This is a genomic window from Kocuria sp. CPCC 204721 (assembly GCF_040980945.1).
GTDB classification, from domain to species: domain Bacteria; phylum Actinomycetota; class Actinomycetes; order Actinomycetales; family Micrococcaceae; genus Kocuria; species Kocuria marina.
In genome coordinates, this window is the sequence record NZ_JAVKPO010000001.1 from 298003 (window position 1) to 317383 (window position 19381).

Annotated in this window: 17 protein-coding genes and 1 tRNA gene; 10 read left to right on the forward strand and 8 right to left on the reverse strand. The window is 70.2% G+C overall.

What is annotated here, in order from left to right; all coding sequences use genetic code 11:
• The first annotated feature begins 73 nt into the window (after window positions 1-73).
• From RF637_RS01380 to RF637_RS01395, 4 genes are all read left to right on the forward strand, one after another.
• Entirely contained in the window at window positions 74-1345 is a 1272-nt protein-coding gene (locus RF637_RS01380) for a geranylgeranyl reductase family protein (RefSeq protein WP_368843967.1), read from the forward strand.
• Window positions 1346-1454: 109 nt separating this feature from the next.
• Complete coding sequence (locus RF637_RS01385) at window positions 1455-2417, forward strand: polyprenyl synthetase family protein (RefSeq protein WP_085108442.1); 963 nt, start codon at window positions 1455-1457, stop codon at window positions 2415-2417.
• Between the two features lie 95 nt (window positions 2418-2512).
• Entirely contained in the window at window positions 2513-4294 is a 1782-nt protein-coding gene (locus RF637_RS01390; RefSeq protein ID WP_368843968.1) for a sodium-dependent transporter, read from the forward strand.
• On the forward strand, window positions 4291-4509 hold the full coding sequence (locus RF637_RS01395; RefSeq protein WP_085108378.1) for a methionine/alanine import family NSS transporter small subunit: 219 nt from the start codon (window positions 4291-4293) through the stop codon (window positions 4507-4509). Before RF637_RS01390 ends, RF637_RS01395 begins: the two co-directional genes overlap by 4 nt.
• A 122-nt stretch (window positions 4510-4631) precedes the next feature.
• Here the strand turns inward: RF637_RS01395 and rarD are convergent, their stop codons facing one another.
• Both rarD and RF637_RS01405 read right to left on the reverse strand, forming a co-directional pair.
• A complete protein-coding gene (rarD, locus tag RF637_RS01400) occupies window positions 4632-5570 on the reverse strand; it encodes an EamA family transporter RarD (protein WP_064846696.1) in 939 nt (312 codons plus the stop codon).
• 41 nt (window positions 5571-5611) lie between these two features.
• A complete protein-coding gene (locus RF637_RS01405; protein WP_368843969.1) occupies window positions 5612-7045 on the reverse strand; it encodes a DUF6882 domain-containing protein in 1434 nt (477 codons plus the stop codon).
• 267 nt (window positions 7046-7312) lie between these two features.
• Between RF637_RS01405 and RF637_RS01410 the strand changes: the two genes are divergently transcribed.
• Entirely contained in the window at window positions 7313-8677 is a 1365-nt protein-coding gene (locus tag RF637_RS01410) for an SseB family protein (protein ID WP_368843970.1), read from the forward strand.
• 125 nt (window positions 8678-8802) lie between these two features.
• On the opposite strand, the gene RF637_RS01415 is transcribed toward RF637_RS01410, so the two are convergent.
• A complete protein-coding gene (locus RF637_RS01415) occupies window positions 8803-9279 on the reverse strand; it encodes a Fur family transcriptional regulator (protein ID WP_064846699.1) in 477 nt (158 codons plus the stop codon).
• Between the two features lie 610 nt (window positions 9280-9889).
• On the opposite strand from RF637_RS01415, the gene RF637_RS01420 reads away from it, so the two are divergent.
• Window positions 9890-11791: a sigma-70 family RNA polymerase sigma factor gene (locus RF637_RS01420; RefSeq protein WP_368843971.1), complete on the forward strand. Its 1902-nt coding sequence runs from the start codon at window positions 9890-9892 to the stop codon at window positions 11789-11791.
• Window positions 11792-11811: 20 nt separating this feature from the next.
• Window positions 11812-12711, forward strand: coding sequence for a zinc metalloprotease HtpX (gene htpX, locus RF637_RS01425; RefSeq protein WP_035960103.1), 900 nt, complete (start codon window positions 11812-11814; stop codon window positions 12709-12711).
• A 230-nt stretch (window positions 12712-12941) separates the two neighbouring features.
• Here htpX and RF637_RS01430 read toward each other — a convergent pair whose 3' ends face one another.
• The gene (locus RF637_RS01430) at window positions 12942-13433 is read right to left on the reverse strand and encodes a YajQ family cyclic di-GMP-binding protein (RefSeq protein ID WP_368843972.1); all 492 of its coding nucleotides are present in this window, start codon (window positions 13431-13433) and stop codon (window positions 12942-12944) included.
• Window positions 13434-13700: 267 nt separating this feature from the next.
• Here RF637_RS01430 and RF637_RS01435 point away from each other — a divergent pair.
• Window positions 13701-13782, forward strand: a tRNA-Tyr gene (locus RF637_RS01435).
• A gap of 313 nt (window positions 13783-14095) precedes the next feature.
• Here the strand turns inward: RF637_RS01435 and RF637_RS01440 are convergent.
• Together RF637_RS01440 and RF637_RS01445 are read right to left on the reverse strand one after the other, a co-directional pair.
• On the reverse strand, window positions 14096-14218 hold the full coding sequence (locus tag RF637_RS01440; protein ID WP_368843973.1) for a hypothetical protein: 123 nt from the start codon (window positions 14216-14218) through the stop codon (window positions 14096-14098).
• A gap of 26 nt (window positions 14219-14244) precedes the next feature.
• Window positions 14245-14778 (reverse strand): LLM class flavin-dependent oxidoreductase, encoded by a 534-nt coding sequence (locus tag RF637_RS01445; protein ID WP_368843974.1) that lies wholly within the window; start codon window positions 14776-14778, stop codon window positions 14245-14247.
• 115 nt (window positions 14779-14893) lie between these two features.
• Here RF637_RS01445 and RF637_RS01450 point away from each other — a divergent pair, with 115 nt between their 5' ends.
• Window positions 14894-15292 (forward strand): co-chaperone YbbN, encoded by a 399-nt coding sequence (locus tag RF637_RS01450; protein WP_064846723.1) that lies wholly within the window; start codon window positions 14894-14896, stop codon window positions 15290-15292.
• 217 nt (window positions 15293-15509) lie between these two features.
• Here RF637_RS01450 and RF637_RS01455 read toward each other — a convergent pair whose 3' ends face one another.
• Both RF637_RS01455 and RF637_RS01460 read right to left on the reverse strand, forming a co-directional pair.
• Window positions 15510-16223: a VIT family protein gene (locus tag RF637_RS01455; RefSeq protein WP_368843975.1), complete on the reverse strand. Its 714-nt coding sequence runs from the start codon at window positions 16221-16223 to the stop codon at window positions 15510-15512.
• A gap of 192 nt (window positions 16224-16415) precedes the next feature.
• Window positions 16416-17414, reverse strand: coding sequence for a DNA-3-methyladenine glycosylase (locus RF637_RS01460; protein ID WP_144931511.1), 999 nt, complete (start codon window positions 17412-17414; stop codon window positions 16416-16418).
• A 103-nt stretch (window positions 17415-17517) separates the two neighbouring features.
• On the opposite strand from RF637_RS01460, the gene RF637_RS01465 reads away from it, so the two are divergent.
• A complete protein-coding gene (locus RF637_RS01465) occupies window positions 17518-19260 on the forward strand; it encodes a DUF2079 domain-containing protein (RefSeq protein ID WP_368843976.1) in 1743 nt (580 codons plus the stop codon).
• The last annotated feature ends 121 nt before the right edge of the window (window positions 19261-19381 follow it).

Consider the following 19381-nt stretch of genomic DNA (forward strand, 5'->3'; position numbering starts at 1 on the left):
CGGGTGGTCCGTCCAGCACGCGGGCGCGCCGACATCACAAGGAAGAACACAGGAAGCGGAGGGCCGCGGCGCAGTGAAGGTCTTGATCAGCGGGGGAGGCCCCGCCGGTGCCACGGCGGCGTACTGGTTGGCGAGCCAGGGGATCGCGGTGACCGTGCTCGAGAAGAGCGGCTACCCGCGGGAGAAGGTGTGCGGGGACGGGCTCACGCCGCGGGCCGTGCGCCAGATGCAGCTCATGGATTTGCCGCACGGCGCCGCGGAGGGTTATAAGGCCAACAAGGGACTGCGACTCGTGGCGTCCGGGCGCACCGTGGAGGTCCCGTGGCCCGAACTGACCGATTTCCCGTCCTACGGACTCGTGCGCACGCGCGCGGGTTTCGACGAGGACCTGGTGCGGCACGCCCGGCGTGCCGGTGCGCACGTGATCGAGCACCGCACGGTGCGGGACGTGCTGTGTGATGACACCGGGCGGATCGTGGGCGTGCAGGCAGCCGTGATGGACCCGGCGACCGGGCGACGCACCTCCGAGACGGAGGAGCACCGCGCGGACCTCGTGCTCGCCGCGGACGGCAACTCGACCCGCACCGCCGTGGCCGCGGGTCTGCACCGGCGCACGGATCGGCCCCTGGGCGTGGCCGTGCGCACGTACTACCGTTCCCCGCGCTCGGAGCTCGACTGGATGGAGGGGTGGCTCGAACTCGCGGACGGCACGGACCCCGAGCGCTCCCTGCTGCCCGGCTACGGCTGGGTCTTCGGCGTGGGGGACGGCACCGCGAACGTGGGCCTGGGCATCCTGGACACCTCGCCCGCGTTCGGTAAGCTCGACTACCGCGCGGTGCTGCGTGACTGGGCCGCGTCCATGCCCGCCGAGTGGACCTTTGACCCGGAGCACCAGGTGGGCCGGGTGGGTTCGGCCGCGCTGCCCATGGCCGGCAACCGCACCCCGCACTACGTTCCCGGGCTCATGCTGCTCGGGGACTCCGCGGGGCTCGTGTCCCCGTTCAACGGGGAGGGGATCTCCAACGCCATGGAGTCCGCGCTGTTCGCGGCGTCGTGCATCGTGGACGCCGCCGAGGCCAACGGGCACCAGCAACGGGAGAACGCGCTCGCCCGCTACCCGCAGCTCGTGCGCGCCGAATGGGGGGCCCATTTCACGCAGGGCCGGGCGCTCGCCGAGCTCATCGGCCACCCGGCGATCCTCACCGCGGCCCTACGGGCGGGGATGAGCGTCCCGGCCATGATGCGCTTCGCGGTGCGGGTCATGACGGAACTGTCGGACCGGCCCGCCCGGACTGTGACCGATCGCGCGATCGCGGTGCTGGACGCACTGACCCCCGCGAGCTGAATTGTCGATAGAGTGGTGGATCGTGACTGACCCCAGCCGCCCGAATGACTCCCTGCGCTTGCCCGAAGGGTTCGAGCTCATCGCCCAGGACTCCCACCTGGGCCCGCTCATGCTGCGCAGCCTCGATCGGATCGAGCAGCGGCTGGCAGAGTCCGTGCACTCCGCGGACCGGATCGCGGACGTCACGGCCCGGCACCTGCTCGACGCCGGCGGTAAACGGGTGCGGCCCCTCCTCACGCTGCTCGCGGCGGAAGTGGCCGGTGAGGTCACGGACGAGGTCATCGAGGCCGCCGCGGTCGTGGAACTGACCCACCTGGCCTCCCTCTACCACGACGACGTCATGGACTCCGCCCCCATGCGCCGGGGCGTGCAGACCGCGCACACGGTGTGGGGCAACACCGTGGCCATCCTCACCGGGGACATGATCTTCGCACGTGCCTCCGCCATGGTCTCCGCCCTGGGCCAGGAACCCCTCATGATCCAGGCGACCACGTTCGAGCGCCTGGTGATCGGGCAGCTGCAGGAGACCACCGGTCCCGCCCCGGACGAGGATCCCGTGGCCCACTACATCAAGGTGCTCTCCGGTAAGACCGGTTCGTTGATCGCCGCGAGCGGTCAGTACGGCGCCCTGCTGGGCGGGGGGCCCCGCTCCGTGGTGGATCTCATGGTCGTCTACGGCGAGAAGGTGGGACTCGCGTTCCAGCTCGCGGACGACATCATCGACCTCACCGGCCACCCGGACGTCTCCGGCAAGATACGCGGTACGGATCTGCGCGAGGGCGTGGACACCCTCCCGGTCCTGCTGTTGCGCCGCGACGCCGCCGGCTCCGACCCGGCCGCCGCGGCCTCCGCGCGCGAGCTGCTCGAGCTCGTGGACGGGGACCTGTCCGACGACGCCGCCCTGGCCCGCGCCGTCGAGGCCGTGTCCGAGCACCCCGCGGCTGCGGAGGCGTGGCAGATCGCCAACGACTGGGCGGACGAGGCCATCGCGGCCCTCGAACCGCTCGACGATTCCGTGGCCAAAGCGGCACTGATCGAATTCGCGCACGGCGTGGTGCATCGCAGGGGCTGAGTTCTCAGTAAGCTTGGCGCATCCGTAATCCACTTGCGCGCCACGAGGGCTTCCGCGTGCGCGCCGATGGGATTCGTCCCGCGTGAGGTTCATCCATGTCCACAGACACGACACGTGGTCGCGCCGCGAAGGAAGCATTTTCCGGGCGCACCATGTTCATCTTCGCCGCCATCGGCTCCGCCGTGGGGCTCGGCAACATCTGGCGGTTCCCGTACGTCGCGTTCGACAACGGCGGCGGCGCCTTCATCATCCCCTACCTGGTGGCCCTGCTGACCGCCGGTATCCCGCTGCTCATGCTCGACTACGCGGTGGGTCACCGCTACCGCGGGTCCGCCCCGCTGTCCTTCCGACGGCTGCACCCCAAACTCGAGACCATCGGGTGGTGGCAGCTGGCCATCTGCGTGGTGATCGCCGTGTACTACGCCCTGATCATCGGATGGGCCATGCAGTACACCGTGTTCTCGTTCAGCAAGGCGTGGGGGGACGATCCCGCGACCTTCTTCATGAGCGACTACATGCGGGTCTCGGATGAGGTCACGATCGGTTTCGACTTCATCTGGCCGGTGTTCATCGCCACGGCCATCGCGTGGCTCGTGCTGCTGATCGTGCTGATGATGGGCGTGCAGAACGGGATCGGGAAGATCAACGTGGTGTTGATCCCGCTGCTCGTGGTCATGTTCTTGATCATGGTGGGCATGGCCCTGACGCTGCCGGGTGCCGCCGCGGGTCTGGATGCCCTGTTCACCCCGTCCTGGTCCGCACTGGGTGATTCCTCCGTGTGGGTCGCGGCCTACGGGCAGATCTTCTTCTCCCTCTCGGTGGGTTTCGGCATCATGGTCACCTACGCGTCCTACCTCAAGCCCCGCTCGGACCTCTCCGGCTCCGCGCTCGTGGTCGGTTTCGCGAACTCGTCCTTCGAGATCCTCGCCGGTATCGGCGTGTTCGCAGCACTCGGCTTCATGGCCTCGGCCTCCGGGACGGAAGTCGCCGACGTCGCGACGTCCGGGATCGGTCTCGCGTTCATCGCCTTCCCGGCCATCATCTCCCAGGCCCCGTTCGGCACGCTGATCGGTGTGCTGTTCTTCGGTGCCCTGTCGTTCGCCGGGTTCACGTCCCTGATCTCCATCGTGGAGGTCATCGTGGCCGGTTTCCGCGACAAGCTCGGGCTCTCGCGCCCCGCGGCCGTGGCCCTCGTGGTCATCCCGCTCGCCGCGATCTCCCTGCTGTTCTTCCCCACGACCACGGGGCTGAACCTGTTGGACGTCGTGGACGCGTTCGTGAACAACTTCGGCATCGTGGCCGCGGCCCTGGTGTCCGTGCTGTTGCTCACCGCGGGCTTCTCGGCGTTGCCCACGCTGCGTGACCACATCAACTCGGTCTCGTCCTTCAAGCTCGGGCGCACGTGGATGATCATGGTGGGCGGTGTGACCCCGGTGATCCTGGGCTACATCCTCATCGACCAGCTCACCGAGACCGTGTCCCAGGGCTACAACGACATGCCGCAGTGGTTCGTGAACACGTTCGGGTGGGGGATGGCCGTGGCCCTGATCGTCTTTGCCTACCTGCTGTCCCGACTGCCCTGGTCCCGGCGCACCGCGGAGGCCCTCACGAGCCCCGCCCCCGCCATCCAGGACGCCTACGTGGACCGCGGCACCCTCGCGCGCCACAAGCCCCTGTCCCACTACCAGGACACCGCGACCCGCACCCCCGCACTGGGCCAGGACTTCTCCCTGCGCGCCATCGAGGACGGGACCGTGGTGCAGCGTCAGGCCCCGTGGGCGCACGCCGGATCGGGTCACACCGACCCTGTCGGCGACGCCGCGGGCCGGTCGTCTGCCCAGGTCCAGCCCCGCCGCTCGGAAGGAGAACTCTCATGAGCACCATGTCCGTCGTCATGATGATCGTGGCCATGGTCACCGTGTGGGGTGGGCTGTTGCTCGCCCTGATCAACATCAAGCGCTCGCCCGAGGAGGTCGACGAGCTCGACACCCCGTCGGAGGGCTCCCATGAGGACGCCGCGCACCGCGCGGCCACCGACGGTGACCCGGGATCCCGGGTGAACGCCGGCGCGGCTCCCGAGTCGCGGATCTGATTCACACGGTCCCATGAGACAAGGCCACCCCTGATCAGGGGTGGCCTTTTCTCGTTCCGGGCCCCGGGTGCGCGTAGCGGCGGGGGATCGGGTGCTGTCAGTGGCGGTGAGACCTGGTGCGCTCAGCGGCGGGGGAGACGGGGCGCGCGAGGTGCGCGGACGGCGTCGAGCACGAGCAGCACCACGGCGAGCCACACGAGGCCGAAACCGACCCAGCGCTCCGGGGGCATCTCCTCGTGGAAGACCAGGACGGCCAGGATGAACTGGCCGATCGGTGCGATGTACTGCAGCATGCCCACGGTGCTCAGGGGCAGCCGGGCGGCGGCGGCGCCGAACAGCAGGAGCGGAACAGCGGTGATCACGCCGGAGGACAGCAGCAACAGGAAATGCCCGGTGCCCCCGGAGGTCAGGGTGATCTGTCCCTGGGCGCCCAGCAGCGCGACCGCCACGAGCGCGAGCGGCGTGATCATGGCGGTCTCCCCGGTGAGGGTGATCAGCGCGGGATAGCGCGAGCCCACGCGGGACTTGACCAGGCCGTAGAAGCCGAACGTGAAGGCGAGGCCCAGTGAGAGCCACGGCACCGCGCCGTAGAACACGGCCATGATCACCACGGCCAGCGCACCCACGGCGATCGCGGTCCACTGCAGGGGGCGCAGCTTCTCGTGCAGCACCAGGACACCCAGCAGGATGGCCACGAGCGGGTTGATGAAGTACCCCAGGGACGCCTCGAGGGTGTGCCCCGTGGTCGTGGCGACCGTGTACAGCAACCAGTTCCCGGCGATCAGCACACCGGCCACCGTGAGCGCGAGCACCGCCGAGCCGTCCCGGAACAACCGGATGAACCGGCCCACGGAGTGGGTCACGGCCAGCATCAGCAGACAGACCACCAGGGAGAAGACAATGCGCAGGGCCACGATCTCGTACGCCGTGGCCGGGGCCAGGACCACGAAGTACAGGGGCAGCAACCCCCAGATCCCGTACGCGGCGAACCCGTAGCCGAAACCGGCCCGGGCCCTCTTCTGCTGGTGAGGGCCCGGGCCGGAAGTCGCGTTGTCAGTCACCGTCCGATCCTATCCCCGGTGACCGCCGCGTCGGTTCGCGATCAGAGGTCAAAGAAACGGCTCAGGAAACCGCGCTTCTTCTTGCCCTTCTTCTCCGCCTGCTCGTTGGTCTTGACCTCCTGGCCGTCCACCACGGCGGGGGCGGAGATGTCGTCCTCAGCAGCGCCGGGGCCGGCGACGGTCTCGCGGGCGACCACCGTCTCCCGCTCGGCCCGCTCGCGGGCCACGGTGTCCTCGGAAACGTCCCGCAGGACTGGCTGCTCCGTCGCGGGTTCGCTCGGTTCCGGCGCAGTGGGTTCGCGCGTGTCCCGCGCCGCGTCCTCGTCCTGCATCCCCGGCTGGGCCGCGGCGAACTCGGGGTCCGGGATCCGGGACATGGCCGTGGTGTTGGGGTGCGGGGAGGCCTGTGGGCCGGCGGTGGCCGCGTCCCCGGAGGGACCGGGCAGCACCGTGGTCTCCACGCGACCCGGCTCGGCGGGTCCGGAGGTGGGTTCCTGGTCGAACGGGCGGTCCGGGTCCCGCACCTCGCTCGCGGGGACGGCCACGTCCCCCTCGGGCTGCTCGGGCTCGGGCGCCTCGATCTCCTCGCGGGACAGCTCGCTGGGCAGCGGCTCCTCCTGCTCGGACGCGGACGACGCCGCTGCGGCGGCTTCTTCACGCTCGCGCCGCTTGCGTTCGGCGGACTCCACGCGCTGCTGCTCACCGAGCTGCTCGGCCTGGGCCACCGCGGCACGGCGGTCCTCGAGCAGGGCCTCGCGGTGGGTCTGCGCCTGGTGTTCGAGCTCGCGCAGTTCGTCCTCGCCCACGGAGGGCTCAGCGGGTTCCACGCCCGTGATCTGGTGGTCGTCGAACCAGAAGCGCTGAGCGCCGTCGTGCACGGTGACCACACAGGTGGCGTCCGTGTCCCACTCCACGTGGGCGCCGCGCAGCTTGGCGTAGCTGGCTACGGCGAGGTTGTGGTCCACGGCGGTGTCCGTGGTCAGGGATTCCCCGATGACCTGCATCATGCGCTGCTCCGTGAGTCGGGGCAGCTCGAACTCGGGGCCGTCCAGCAGCAACCACGCCGTGATGTTGCCACCGGCGCGCGCGGGATAGTGGGCGTAGAGACCCGTGACGGCCTTGGCGGCCAGGGTCAGCCTGCGGGCCAGACCGTCCTCGAGGGGCAGCTCGTCCGTGGTCAGCTCGGAGACCTCGTGACGCTCACCGGCCTGCTTGGCCTGCACGGCGGCGGAGACCACGCGCGGGTTGAAGTGCCCAAGCTCCTGCCACGACCACACGAAGGACCCGCGGGACGCAGATTCGGTGCCCAACAGGTAGGGGGTCAGGGTGACGGGAGGCGTGGTTTGCAGGGTGAACGACGGCGCGGAAAAGTCCACGTCCCACTCCGCGCCCTGGGACAGTTCCGCCAGCACTGCCTGGTATTCGGTGGAAAGGAAGATCGACGCGTCGATCAACTCCTGCAAAGTTTTCGTCATGGGTCCAGGCTAACAACTGGCGCGGACGCCAGCGCGCGCCGGACGGCACGTCGGTGCCTGTGGGGCCCCTGTATCTGCCCGCGGCACGTACCCCACGACGACGCCGCGGCCGCACCGAGCGACGTCGCGCCCCGCGGCCGTGTTGGGACCTCGCACGCGAGCGGTTCGTTAGGCTGGGGGCGCGCGGCGCCCGGCAGCGACCGGGGGAGATCGCGCGAACTTATAGCGAGCGGACCCGTGGCTCACGGGTCGAAGGGACACCACACCATGACCTCTGAGCCTCGGCCCGAATCGACGACCCCCGCACCCAGTGAGCGTGAACTCGTGGCACGGGTGGGCGAATGGGTGATGTCCGTCCTGCGCACGGAACCGGGCTGGGACACCATGCTCGTGGAGTTCAAGCCCCAGGGCGGGCGGGTCCATCTGCGGGTGGTCGAGAACAGGGACGGCTCCGTGATCCCCGGGGCGGCAGGGCCCATCAAGCAGGACAGCCCGGTGCTGGAGACGATCGCGCAACTGCAGCGCAGCTGCGCGGTGCCCGGGCGGGGGAGCTGGTTCACCGCGTCCGTGAGCATCGCCGCGAGCGGGTGGCCCGAGCCCACGCTGCACACGAGCGCGTCCTACAATTTCCGGGAGCTGCCCCGCCCCTACGCGGACGAGGGCGCCTACACGGGCCGGGACGTGCTGGCTCAGCTGACTGAGTTCCCGCGTACCCAGGAGCGCACGCCGCTGTGGGCCTTGGAACTGGCCGATGAGGCCGGGGTCGAGCTGCCGTTCGCACCGACCTCCGAGGACGACTCCCACGGGGACGTGCACCCCCGGTTGCGCGCGGCGGCCGAGGCGTTCACTCGCGAACCCGGGGAGCGGACCCTGGCCGGGGCCCTGCGCGAGGCGTTGGCCGGGACCGTGCTGCTGGACATCTCCGGATCGGACCTGGTCCCGGGGGAGGACGGTCAGCCCGTGGGGCCGCAGTCCCACATCCGGGTCCAGGCGGTCGCCCAGCCCGACGGTGGTCGCGCACTGGCCGTGTATACGACCGCCGAGCAGGCCCGCGAGATGTTCACCCGCAGCAACAAGAACCCGGATCTGGCCGAACCCGTCCTGCTGCGCCAGCGCGCGAGCGCGATGATCGAGATGGTCGCGCAGGACACCCAGTACGACGAGATCGTGGTGGACCCGGCGTCCGAACACGCCCTGCGGATCCCCCGCCAGCAGATCGAGTGGGTGGGCCGCTCACCCCACAACGAGGCACTCAAGCAAGCGCTGCTGGACAATGCCATGGCGGACGTCCTGGGGGCCCTGCTCAACCCGAACGGCCACCTCATGCTCGGCACCCGGGACGAGGGGGAGAACGCGATCCCGGTCATGGTCCAACCCTCCGAGGAGGGCGCCGCACCGGACACCCTGCTGGTCTTCACGTCCGCGGCGGAGGTGGCCGCCCTGGACCCGGCGCTCACGGTGCGCTCGGCCCCGTCCCGGAAGATCCTGGAGTTCGCGCTCGAATCGGGTGCGGCGGCCATCTGCCTCAATGCCATGGCCCCCGTGGCCACCCTGCCCACGGCGCAGCTGCGGGAGATGCTGGAGCTCGTCACGCAGCGCGAACAGGGCGGTACCTCGCAGCCTCGCGACTGAGAGGTCGGTGGGTCGGAATTGCGGCGCATCTCGTCCGCAGTTTCCACACCCGCGGGGCGTGTCCGGGGGGTGCGCCAGGGCTGTATGCCAGGGGCCGCGCGTCAGGGAGCCGGTGTCAGCGTGGCTCAGCGGGCCTCGGTCGCGCTCGCCGCGAGCTCTTCCTGGCAGCGGGGGCACACACCCCGGTAGACGACCTCCGCGGCTAGCAGCTCGAAGCCGTGGTCCTGGGACGGCGTGAGGCACGGGGCATGGCCCACGGCGCACGGCACGTCCTGGACCACTCCGCAGCGCACGCAGTACGCATGGTGGTGGTTGTCCCCGGTGCGGATCTCGTAGCGCGCGGGGGATCCGGGCGGCTCGAACTTGGACACCATCCCGATCGCCGCGAGGTCCGCGAGGACCACGTAGACGGACTGGACGGACATATTGGGCAGCACGGAGCGGACCTGCTGCACGGTGTCCTCGGCGGTAGCGTGCGGGACCGCGGACACGGCGTCCAACACGGCAAGACGTTGTCTGGTGACCCTGCGCCCGTGCGAGCGCAGATGCGAGGTCCACGCATCCCGCGACGGGTGCGGCGCGGCCTGAACGGTGGTCTCCATGGGATGATTCTATTCTTATTCTGAGCCACTCACAATAGTCGCGGTTACGGCGCTCCCACGCTGCCGACGCCGCCGTCCCCGTCGACATGTCCGTCCCCGCCCGCGGCCCCGGGGCACCGCCGTGGTGCGCTCGCGCCCCGCCCGCCGCGTGGGGCCGTCGCGGTCCGGGACGGGCGCGCGGAAGGCCGCGCGCAGCGGCGTCGTCATCCGTGACGGGACGCGCGAAAAAAGTTTTCGGATCTCGCGTCATGATTTCCGATCCCGTGCGTCTACGTAGTGGATCCCGCGCGGGCTGCGCGGGATCCCGGACGGTCCGATCGCTCTGGGACCGGCGAACCGGTGCCGCGATCACCACGGGGACACATCGCGCGGCACGCGGCGGGTGAGAGCGTCTCTTTGCCGGACGGGCTGTCCGGCGCGGGGGAGGGAGATGGCACTAGGAGACGGGGGCGGGACCGGCGTGGGGGCGCCGGTCCCGCCCCCGGCCATGACCGGGCCGGCGCGGTGACAGCGGGAACGCGGGGGGAGGGGCGGGGTCGCGGACTGCCGCGCAGCGCCCGCGGCTGTCACAATGGAGGTACCGAGTTACTTCCAGTGGGCAGAGAGCGCCATGTCACACAGAGCAGTTCCCGGCACCGGGGACCACCCGGGCCAGGGCGGCCAACGCATCAGCGACGAACACCTGTTACGCGCGGTCCGCGAAGGTGACTCGCATGCCTTCGCCACGCTCTACGAACGGCACCGCGGGGCGGCGCTGGCCGTGGCCCGCATGCATTCCCGCAACGAGCCGGAAGCGGAGGACCTCGTCTCCGAGGCGTTCACGCGTGTGTTCGCGCTGCTCAAGGAGGGCAAGGGCCCCCGGGAGTTCCTGCGCGCCTACCTCGTTACGGCCGTGTCCCGGCTCGCTGCGGACCGCGCCAACGAACTCAGCCGCACGCGTCCCGTGGACCCCCAGCCGGACGGGCCGCTGGACCGTGTGCAACTGTTCGAGGACACGGTAGTGCGCCAGGTGGACTCCGTGGTGGTGGCCCGCGCGTTCGCGTCCCTGCCAGAGCGCTGGCAGGAAGTGCTGTGGTACCTCGAGATCGAGGGGCGCAAGCCGCGTCAGGTGGCCTCCGCCGTGGGCATTCAACCCAACGCGGTCTCCGCGCTGGGCACACGCGCACGGGAGGGACTCCGCACCGCCTACATGCAGGAACACGTCTCGGTGCGAGCACTCGAGGACTGCGGCGAGTACTCACGACAGCTCGGTGCGTTCGCGCGCGGTTCCCTGACCCCGTCACGCACCAAGGTCGTGCAGGAACACCTGGACCGGTGTCCCCGCTGCACCGCCGAGTACCTGCAGCTCCAGGACCTCGGGATCGGGATGCGCGGCTGGCTCCTGCCCGTCCTAGCCGGACTTCCGTTGTGGGCCGGCGCGGGCGGTCGGCTCGTGGACGCGCTCGCCGGCACGTCCCTGGCGGGCTTCGGGGCTGCCGCGTCCCAGGCTCCGGGAGTCGCGGGGACCCCGGCTTTCGATGGCGCGGCGGGGAGCGCCATCGCAACCTCCGGGGGTCCGGGTGCCGGCGGCTCCGGGGCCGGCGCGGGCGCCTCGTCCGGGGCTGCAGCCGCAGGGCAGTCCACGGGGATTGCTGCGTTCGCATCGTCCGGTATGGGCCTGGCGATCGCCGCGGTCGGCGTCCTGGTGGCGGCCGCCGCGGCCGTGGGGATCGTGGCCGTGTCCAACTCGCCGGGCGATCCCTCGGGCGGTGCGCCCGCCGTCGCCGCCTCCCCGGATGTGAACTCTTCCGACGGCGACGCCGCTGCGTCCGGCGCCCGCGGTTCTTCCGAGACACCCGCAGCCGGTCGCGACGACGATGCGGACGGCAGTGATTCCCGCGCTGGGGATTCCGCCGGTCGGGACTCGGACGGCGGTGCCGCCGATGGTGGAGATTCCGCGTCCGCGGCTCAGGGGGACTCGGGCGGTTCCGACGGTGGAGGGTCCGTGGCCCTCGGCGGTTCCGACGCGTCCCGCCCCGAGCAGGCCCGCGACGACGTCCCCCAGGGACAAGGCCCGGACGGCCAGACCGGCCGCAATCAGGGTGACTCGCAAGGTCGCTGGCCGGGCGGTGCGCCACTGCCCGGGGACCCGGGTGCGCCGGGCAACGGAGCGGGCGGTGCGATGTCGTCCTCTGCCCCCGACCTCGGCACCGATCCGGACGTCCCGCCCACGCCGTCGCCGAGCCCGTCCCCGGGTGACGCGGACCCGGGAGGGAACCCCGCGGACCCGGGCGAGGGAGCCTCCCCCGCGCCGTCGGACGCTACGCAAACACCGGTCCCGTCCCCCTCGACGGGGGTGGCACCACCGCCCCCGACGACCACGGACCCCGGCTGCGAGGTGTCGCTCGGACTGGGAGGGGGGGAGATCATCTGCCTCGACGGGCCGCCCCCACTGCCCGCGCCGCCGTTGCCGCCGTTGCCGCCGTCCGCATTGGTACCGTCGATATCCCTTAACATTTTCTTGCCCCGCTAGACCCCACAGGAGAACACTGAATGCACCGCCATTACAACGGACTGAAGACCGTGCTGCTGTTGGGCGGTATGTGGGTGGTATTGCTGGCGATCGGCTGGATCATCGCCGGGGCCACGCGCAGCTCGTTCTTCATCATCCTGTTCGCGGTGATCGGGCTGATCGGTACCGCATACAGCTACTGGAACTCGGACAAGCTCGCCATCCGGTCCATGCGGGCGGTGCCCGTGAGCCCGCAACAGGCACCGGCCATGTACCGGATCGTGGAGGAGCTCTCCCGCCGGGCGGAGCAGCCCATGCCGCGGCTGTACATCGCGCCCACCATGAGCCCCAATGCGTTCGCCACCGGACGCAACCCGGACAACGCCGCGGTGTGCTGCACCGAGGGGATCCTGCAGATGCTCGACGAACGCGAGCTGCGCGCGGTGCTCGGCCATGAACTCATGCACGTGTACAACAGGGACATCCTGACCTCGTCCGTGGCGGCCGCGGTGGCGGGACTCATCACGTCCGCCGCGCAGGTGCTGCAGTTCGCGGCCATCTTCGGCGGCGGGCGCGGTGACGACAACCGCGGTGGCAACATGCTCGTGGGGTTGCTCATGGCGTTCCTCGCACCCGTCGCGGCCACCGTGATCCAGCTCGCCATCTCCCGCACGCGCGAGTACGACGCCGACGAGGACGGCGCCAAGCTCACCGGCGACCCCCTTGCGCTCGCCTCGGCACTGCGCAAGATCGAGGGCGGCGCGTCCCAGCGGCCCATGAACCCGGAGGACCAGAAGGTGGTCAACACGTCCCACCTGATGATCGCCAACCCGTTCCGCGGCGGTGCGGTCTCCGGCCTGTTCCGCACCCACCCCTCCACCGACGACCGCGTGCAGCGGCTGCAGAACATGGCACGCAACGGCGGGTTCTACGGCCGCTGACGCGGCGTTCGGGTTTCGACGTCGCGGTGGGCGTCGCATGCGACCGGCCCGTCGCGTTGTCCCACGACTGCGGCCCGCGTGTCCGCCGTGGTGCCCGGGGGGCGAACCCCGTACGGAAGAAGCCGTGATCCCCGCTCGGGGCTCACGGCTTCCTGGTCTGCGGATGCCGACCGGCGTGTGACGGGCGTGGGGCCGACGCGGTGCTGGCGCAGCGCCGGGGCCGGGTCACGTCAGCGGTAGTTCACGAACTGCAGGTCGACCTCCACGTCCGATCCCTTGAGCAGCGCGATCACGTCCTGCAGGTCGTCACGGGACTTGGACGAGACGCGCAGTTCATCACCCTGGATGGTGGCCTTGACACCCTTGGGGCCCTCGTCACGGATGAGCTTGGTGATCTTCTTGGCCTGGTCCTGGGCGATGCCCTCCTTGATAGAGCACTCGATGCGGTACTCCTTGCCGGAGGCGTAGGGCTCGCCGTCGTCCAGGGACTTCAGGGAGATCCCGCGCTTGACCAGCTTGGACTGGAAGACGTCCAGGACGGCCTGGGCACGCTCCTTTGAATTGGCCTTGATCAGGATCTTCTCGCCGGAGAAGTCGATATCCGCGCCCACCCCGCGGAAGTCGTAGCGCTGGGCCACTTCCTTCTGGGCCTGGTTCAGGGCGTTGGACACTTCCTGCTTGTCGACCTTGCTGACCACGTCGAATGATGATTCCGAAGCCACGGTTGTCCTCCTGGGTGTGTTGGGTGCGTGATGTCACCCACCAGCCTAATTGCCCGCGATGAGCGCATTCGTGCCGGAACCGGGCGGATCGGTGGTGATCGGGCTCCCCGCGCAGTTCGCGGTCACCCGCGTGGGGGCACCGATGTCACGCTCCCGGCCGTTCAGGGGTTCTGGGGGCACCCGCGCTGATTTGGGGGACGGGGGGTGTGCTGTGTAATGTTGAGGTGCTCCCGCACGGCGGGGGTGCAATGCGCTCTGTGCGCTCTCGGCAGGTTACCCGAGCGGCCAAAGGGGGCTGACTGTAAATCAGCTGGCACTGCCTACGGGGGTTCGAATCCCTCACCTGCCACCCACGGGGATGAGCGATCATCCCGAAGGGGCTCCCCGGATGAGATGATCCGGGGAGCCCCTTCTTTCGTCCCAGGGCCCTGCTGCAGTCGCGACTTCCCTGCCAAGCTCTGCCGCGCCCTGCTCCGCGGCTCATCCGCCCTCTGTGCCGACCGCATCGAATTCCTAGTGGAGCACCAGCAGCTGAGGGCGCCCGTTTCTGCTTCAGCTCAGTAAAAGCCGCAGGACGGGGCGTGATGTGGCGGGGCGGAGCCCATGGATGTGGGCAGCGGGGTGGGTGGCAGGTGCGGGAGTTCAGAGCAGCGCGGGTGGGCTCAGCGTAGCGCCGGGAGGACCTCTCGACCGAGCAGTTCCACGGTCCGCAGCGCCGCGTCGTGGGGCAGACCGTTCACGTCCACGCGCACGAGCACCCGATCCAGCTCCAACGTCTCGCGCATGGCCCGCAGTGTGGTGACGACGTCGCTCACACCGCCCACGAGCAGCGCACCCTCCGGCCCGCACTGTTCGCGGAACTCCTCCGGTGTCCACGCGGTGTCCACGCGGGGTCGTCGGCGCTTGCGGCGCCGAAGGTTCTCGTGCTGGCGGCGAAGTGTGGATAGGCGAGGGTGAGGGCGTCGGGGGAGCGGGCGGCGTCGTCGTCGGACACCACGAGGCCCGGCAGCAGCAGGCCCACCGCGCCGCGCGTGGAGCGCCTGAAGCCGCGCAGCGCCTCCCGGTACGCCTTGACGTACGGCACGAGCTGGTCCCAGCGGCCTTCCATGACGTTGAGCATCACGCCGATCCCGTGTCCCGCGGCCCGCAGCTGCAACGGATCCGGGTTGACGTGCTCCGCCCCGTGGCCCTCACCGACGGCCACGATGTCCAGGCCCACCCGGTCCGCGGTGCGGGCCAACTCGGTGAGCTGCAGGAACCCCTCCCGCGGACTGGGAAGCTCACCCGTGTCGGGGTGGGGAGCGCGTTCCCCCCCCCATGTGGCGATACCGAGTCTGAAGGTCACGGGTGGCTCCTCACGGATGATTCCTGGGAATGCCGACGGCGCGGCGCCCAGGGCGTTCCTTGTGCCCGCAGTGAACGTTCTGGAGCCCGGCGGAACGGAGTCCTACGCTGGTTTCATGGCTACTGTAGACATCACCCAGGACACCCTGGGCCAGACCATTTCTGACAACGACATCGTGTTGCTGGACTGGTGGGCGGACTGGTGCGGACCGTGCAAGCAGTTCGCACCCACCTACGAGGCCGCCTCCGAGAACAACCCCGAGATCGTATTCGGCAAGGTGGACACCGAGGCCGAGCAGGGCCTGGCCGCCGCCGCCCAGATCTCCTCGATCCCCACGCTTATGGCGTTCCGCGAGGGCATCATGGTGTTCTCGCAGCCCGGCGCGCTTCCCGCATCCTCGCTCGAACAGGTCATCGACGCCGTCAAGAACCTGGACATGAACGAGGTCCGCGCGGAGGTCGAGAAGCAGGCCGCCGAGGCGGAGACCGGCGCCGCGGGGGATCAGCAGAACTGATCCTGAGTTCCACGGCGTATGTAGACCGGGTAGTGGCGCGCACTTCTCGTCATACGCAGATGATGTCATGCCCGCGCCACACGGCACACGCTCATGAAACACGGAGGGCGGCTCCCGAAGGAGCCGCCCTCTCCGTATATCCGGTCCGAATGCCCGGGCCGCTTGTCCGGCGGGATGTGGGACCCCGCCGCCCGTCAGTCGTTCTTCACGCGGCTCGTCACGCCACGGAAACCCCCAGCAGGGAACCGATGAGGAAGGTCGCACCCAGAGCCAGCGCACCGCCCGTCACCACACGGGTCGCGGCGCGGGCCACGTGCGGGGTGTCACCCAACCGGGCACCGAGCGTCCCTGTGAGCGCGAGCGCCACGAGCACGGCCACGAACGTGACGGGGATCCGCCATGGGGCGGGCGGGAGCAGGATGGCCAGCAGCGGCAACAATGAACCCAGCAGGAACGCCACCGCGGAGGAGATCGCGGCACCCCACGGGCTGGGAATGTCATCCGGGTCGATCCCGAGTTCGGCATCCAGATGGGCACGCAACACGTCCTTCTCGGACAGTTCCACCGCGACCTGTCGGGCCGTGGTCTCGCTCAACCCGCGATCCCGGTAGATCTGCGTGAGTTCGTCGAGCTCGGCCTCCGGCATGGCCTGTAGCTCCCACTTCTCCTTCTCGATGAGAGCCTCCTGCGAATCCTTCTGACTCGACACGGACACGTACTCACCCAGCGCCATGGACAGTGCGCCGCCGATCACGGCGGCCGAACCGGCCACGAGCACGGGCGTCGTGGCCGCGGTGGCCCCGGCCACGCCGACGACGGTCGCGGCCACGGACACGATGCCGTCGTTCGCGCCCAGGACCCCGGCGCGCAGCTTGTTCATTTTCTCCCCGGACTTGGTCGCGTGCGGTTCCACCGCGGTGTGCTGTGCCATGCAGATAGTTTGCGTCGCAAATGAAAACCCCGCCAGGCAGGCAAGCCAAACCTCAGTCGGGCTGTCATCCGCGGGAGAGCAGCACGCGCGGCACGCGACATCACGCCCCGCCCGCTCTGTGGGGCGACGCCGCTCTGGAGTAGCCCATTCGCCGCGGCGGCGCCGATCCAGGGTCGGGCCCATCAAACCCCGTCAGTGGTGACGATGATCCTGGGGCGTGAGACGGGGGCCGAACGCGGGTTTGCGGTGCCCACTGGCCTTGATGAGCCGCACGACCCGCTGCCGGTGACCCCGCCACGGTTCGAGCAGTTCGAGCATGCGTTCGTCCGATCCGGGGGCGCCGTCGAAGAACCAGCACACGTAGTCGGCCAGGTGGAAGTCCCGCACGCTCACGCCGTCCGGGTCCGCGTGGGTGCACTGGGTGATCTCCGCGGCCGTCCACACACCGATCCCGCTGATCGATTGCACTGCGGCCCGCACCCGCGCCGGATCCGGCTCCCGGCCAAGGCGCTCCAGGGCCGACGCCCGCTGCACCGTGCGCATGACCGTCGCGGAACGGGCGGGGTCCACGCCCGCCCGGTGCCACTGCCAGGACGGCACCCTGCGCCACTGCTCGGCCGTGGGCGGCACCCGCATCCCGCGCGGAGCGGGTCCGGGTGCCTCCTCACCGATCCAGCGCAGCAGCGCCCGGTACGCCCGCACGGCCTCGATCGCCGTGACGCGCTGTTCCAGGATGGAGACGACGGCGCGGTCCAGGACGGTGCCCGTGGCCGGCAAGCGCATCCCCGGGTGGTCGTGGCGCGCCCTGACGAGCCGGTGCGGCAACTGCGCAAAACCCGCCGAGGACTCGAACTCCTCCCACGAATCGTCGTGGCCCACCCACCGGGGCGCGGACGGCAACCACTGCTGCGCGCCCGGACCCCACGCGTCCACGACGACGTCCCGGTCCAGGGGGTTCTCACCCGCGACGCGAGGTGGGCGGGAGAACCGCGCACTCACCGGCAACCCGCTCGAGCGCGTGGTGATCCACACGCAGTCCTCGTTCAGGATGCGCACCGTGGGATCGTCCGCACCGCGCCCGAGCACCCGCAGGGTCTGGCCCAGGTGCACGGGCCCGGGTGGCGTCCAGCGCAACCGGGCGGGGGAGTCCCCCGAACCGGTGACTCGCGCTGTCCGCACCGTGGTGGTCATGCGCAGATGATGCCACGGGTCTCCGACACCCTCGCGCGCACCCGGCTGGCATACTGGGTCCGACAACCCCGCCGCCCGGCACAGGCACCCCGGAGGGAGGACCGTGGCCCGTTCCCCCGCATCGGCCGACCCCGGGCGGACTCGTCCCGCATGGTTGCTACCCGTCCTCGTGGGAGCGTTCACGACCGCGGTGTACTGCGCCTTCTCCTGGAGCCAGTGGATCCGCTGGGACGTCCCCTCGTGGGACAACGCGATCTTCACGCAGCTGCTCTCCGCGTACGCCTCCGGACACGCACCGATCGTGGACATCAAGGGCCACGGGTTCAATCTCCTGGGGGATCACTTCCACCCGCTGCTGATCGTCCTGGCACCGATCTACGCCGTGCTCCCCTCCGCGCTCACCCTCATGATCCTGCAGGACGTCCTCTTCGGGAGCTCCGCCGCCGTCGTCACGCGGTGTGCCCTGCATGTCCTGCGCCCCGCCCCGGCCGTCGCGATCGGCGTGGCGTACGCGGCGAGCTTCGGACTGCAGAACGCGGTCGCGGTGCAGTTCCACGAGATCGCGCTCGCCGTGCCGCTGCTCGCGCTCGGTTTGTGCGCACTGCGGGAACGGCGGTGGCGCGCGGCCGCCCTGTGGAGCGTGCCCGTGGCCCTCGTCAAGGAAGACCTGGGGGTCACGGTCGCGGTGATCGGAGCGCTCATGCTCGGTCACGCGCTGGTCCCGTTCGCGCGTGGGTGGAACCGTGCGGTACGACGCCGCTGGGCCGAGTTCCGCGCCTACACCCACCGCGGCGCAGGGCGCAGTGCCGTGCACGGGACTGAGGATGGTGTCACCGCGGATGCCCGCCAGGATGGGGACCGCGGCGCCGCACAGACATCGGCGGATCCCGCGAGAGCGGTCCTGCGGGATCCGGCCGCGCGGTGGGGCGCAGCACTCATGGTGTGGGGCATCCTGGCCTCCGCGCTCGCGGTGGGGGTGATCCTGCCCGCGCTCAACCCCGCGGGGGAGTTCGCGTACTCGGACAAGATCGACCTGGCACTGCTGCTGCGCGATCCCACCTCCGTGGTCGTGTTGCAGGTCGTCCCGGTTGAGAAGCTTGTCACGTGGCTGCTCCTGCTGCTGATCGGCGCCGTGGTGGCGGTGCGCTCACCCCTCGCGCTGGTGGCGCTGCCCACGCTCGCGTGGCGCATGCTGTCCCCCAACCACGGCTACTGGGGGCCGGGGTGGCACTACAGCGCGGTGTTGATGCCCGTGGTCTTCGTGGCGCTCGTGGACGCCATCGATCGGCTCCGCAACGATGCGGATCGCGCGCGGAAGGCGGGGAGCGACGTCGTCGTCCGAGACGGCCCGGCGCACCGACGAACCGCGGGGGATCATGCCGGGAGCGGGGCCTCGAACGGACGCCTCACCCGTGACCGCTCACCGTTCCTCCCCGGCGAGGGCGCGGTGCTGCGCACCATGGCGCGCGCGGCCCCGTGGGCGGCGCTGGTCGTCGCGCTCGCGGTGGGCACCCAGCAACCGCTCGCGCAACTGGCCACCGCCGAGGCATGGCAACCCGATCCGCGTCACAACGCCAAGGCCGCCGCGGTGGAGCGCATCCCGCACGGGGCGAGCGTGGCCACGGACCTCTCGCTCATGAACGGGCTCGTGAGCACCACCCGCGTGCACTGGATCGGCAACGGGGACGATCCCGCCCCCGAGTACGTGGTCGTGGACCGGCTCGGCGGGACGTGGAGCGGCGAGCCACCGGCGGACGTCACGGGCTACGCGCGGGACATGTACGGCGCGGGCTACACGGTCGTGAGTGACGAGGCGAACATCGTGGTGGCCCGCAGATCGGCCTGACATGGCCCGGCCGTGCGGTAGGCTAGTGGTTTATCATCCCGGTTTCTTGTCTGTCGTAACCGTTTCGCCGTAGCGGGCATGTCGGTCCAGGACTTCAGCGGTAGTACCGCGCGCACCGGTG

Excerpts from the sequence above, each read along its gene's own strand:
- RF637_RS01390 (WP_368843968.1), top strand. The coding sequence starts at position 2,513 with ATGTCCACAGACACGACACGTGGTCGCGCCGCGAAGGAAGCATTTTCC.
- RF637_RS01460 (WP_144931511.1), bottom strand. The coding sequence starts at position 17,414 with ATGACCACCACGGTGCGGACAGCGCGAGTCACCGGTTCGGGGGACTCC.
- RF637_RS01440 (WP_368843973.1), bottom strand. The coding sequence starts at position 14,218 with ATGCGCGAGACGTTGGAGCTGGATCGGGTGCTCGTGCGCGTGGACGTG.
- RF637_RS01415 (WP_064846699.1), bottom strand. The coding sequence starts at position 9,279 with ATGGAGACCACCGTTCAGGCCGCGCCGCACCCGTCGCGGGATGCGTGG.
- RF637_RS01395 (WP_085108378.1), top strand. The coding sequence starts at position 4,291 with ATGAGCACCATGTCCGTCGTCATGATGATCGTGGCCATGGTCACCGTG.
- htpX (WP_035960103.1), top strand. The coding sequence starts at position 11,812 with ATGCACCGCCATTACAACGGACTGAAGACCGTGCTGCTGTTGGGCGGT.
- RF637_RS01420 (WP_368843971.1), top strand. The coding sequence starts at position 9,890 with ATGTCACACAGAGCAGTTCCCGGCACCGGGGACCACCCGGGCCAGGGC.
- RF637_RS01385 (WP_085108442.1), top strand. The coding sequence starts at position 1,455 with ATGCTGCGCAGCCTCGATCGGATCGAGCAGCGGCTGGCAGAGTCCGTG.
- RF637_RS01405 (WP_368843969.1), bottom strand. The coding sequence starts at position 7,045 with ATGACGAAAACTTTGCAGGAGTTGATCGACGCGTCGATCTTCCTTTCC.
- RF637_RS01410 (WP_368843970.1), top strand. The coding sequence starts at position 7,313 with ATGACCTCTGAGCCTCGGCCCGAATCGACGACCCCCGCACCCAGTGAG.
- RF637_RS01455 (WP_368843975.1), bottom strand. The coding sequence starts at position 16,223 with ATGGCACAGCACACCGCGGTGGAACCGCACGCGACCAAGTCCGGGGAG.
- RF637_RS01450 (WP_064846723.1), top strand. The coding sequence starts at position 14,894 with ATGGCTACTGTAGACATCACCCAGGACACCCTGGGCCAGACCATTTCT.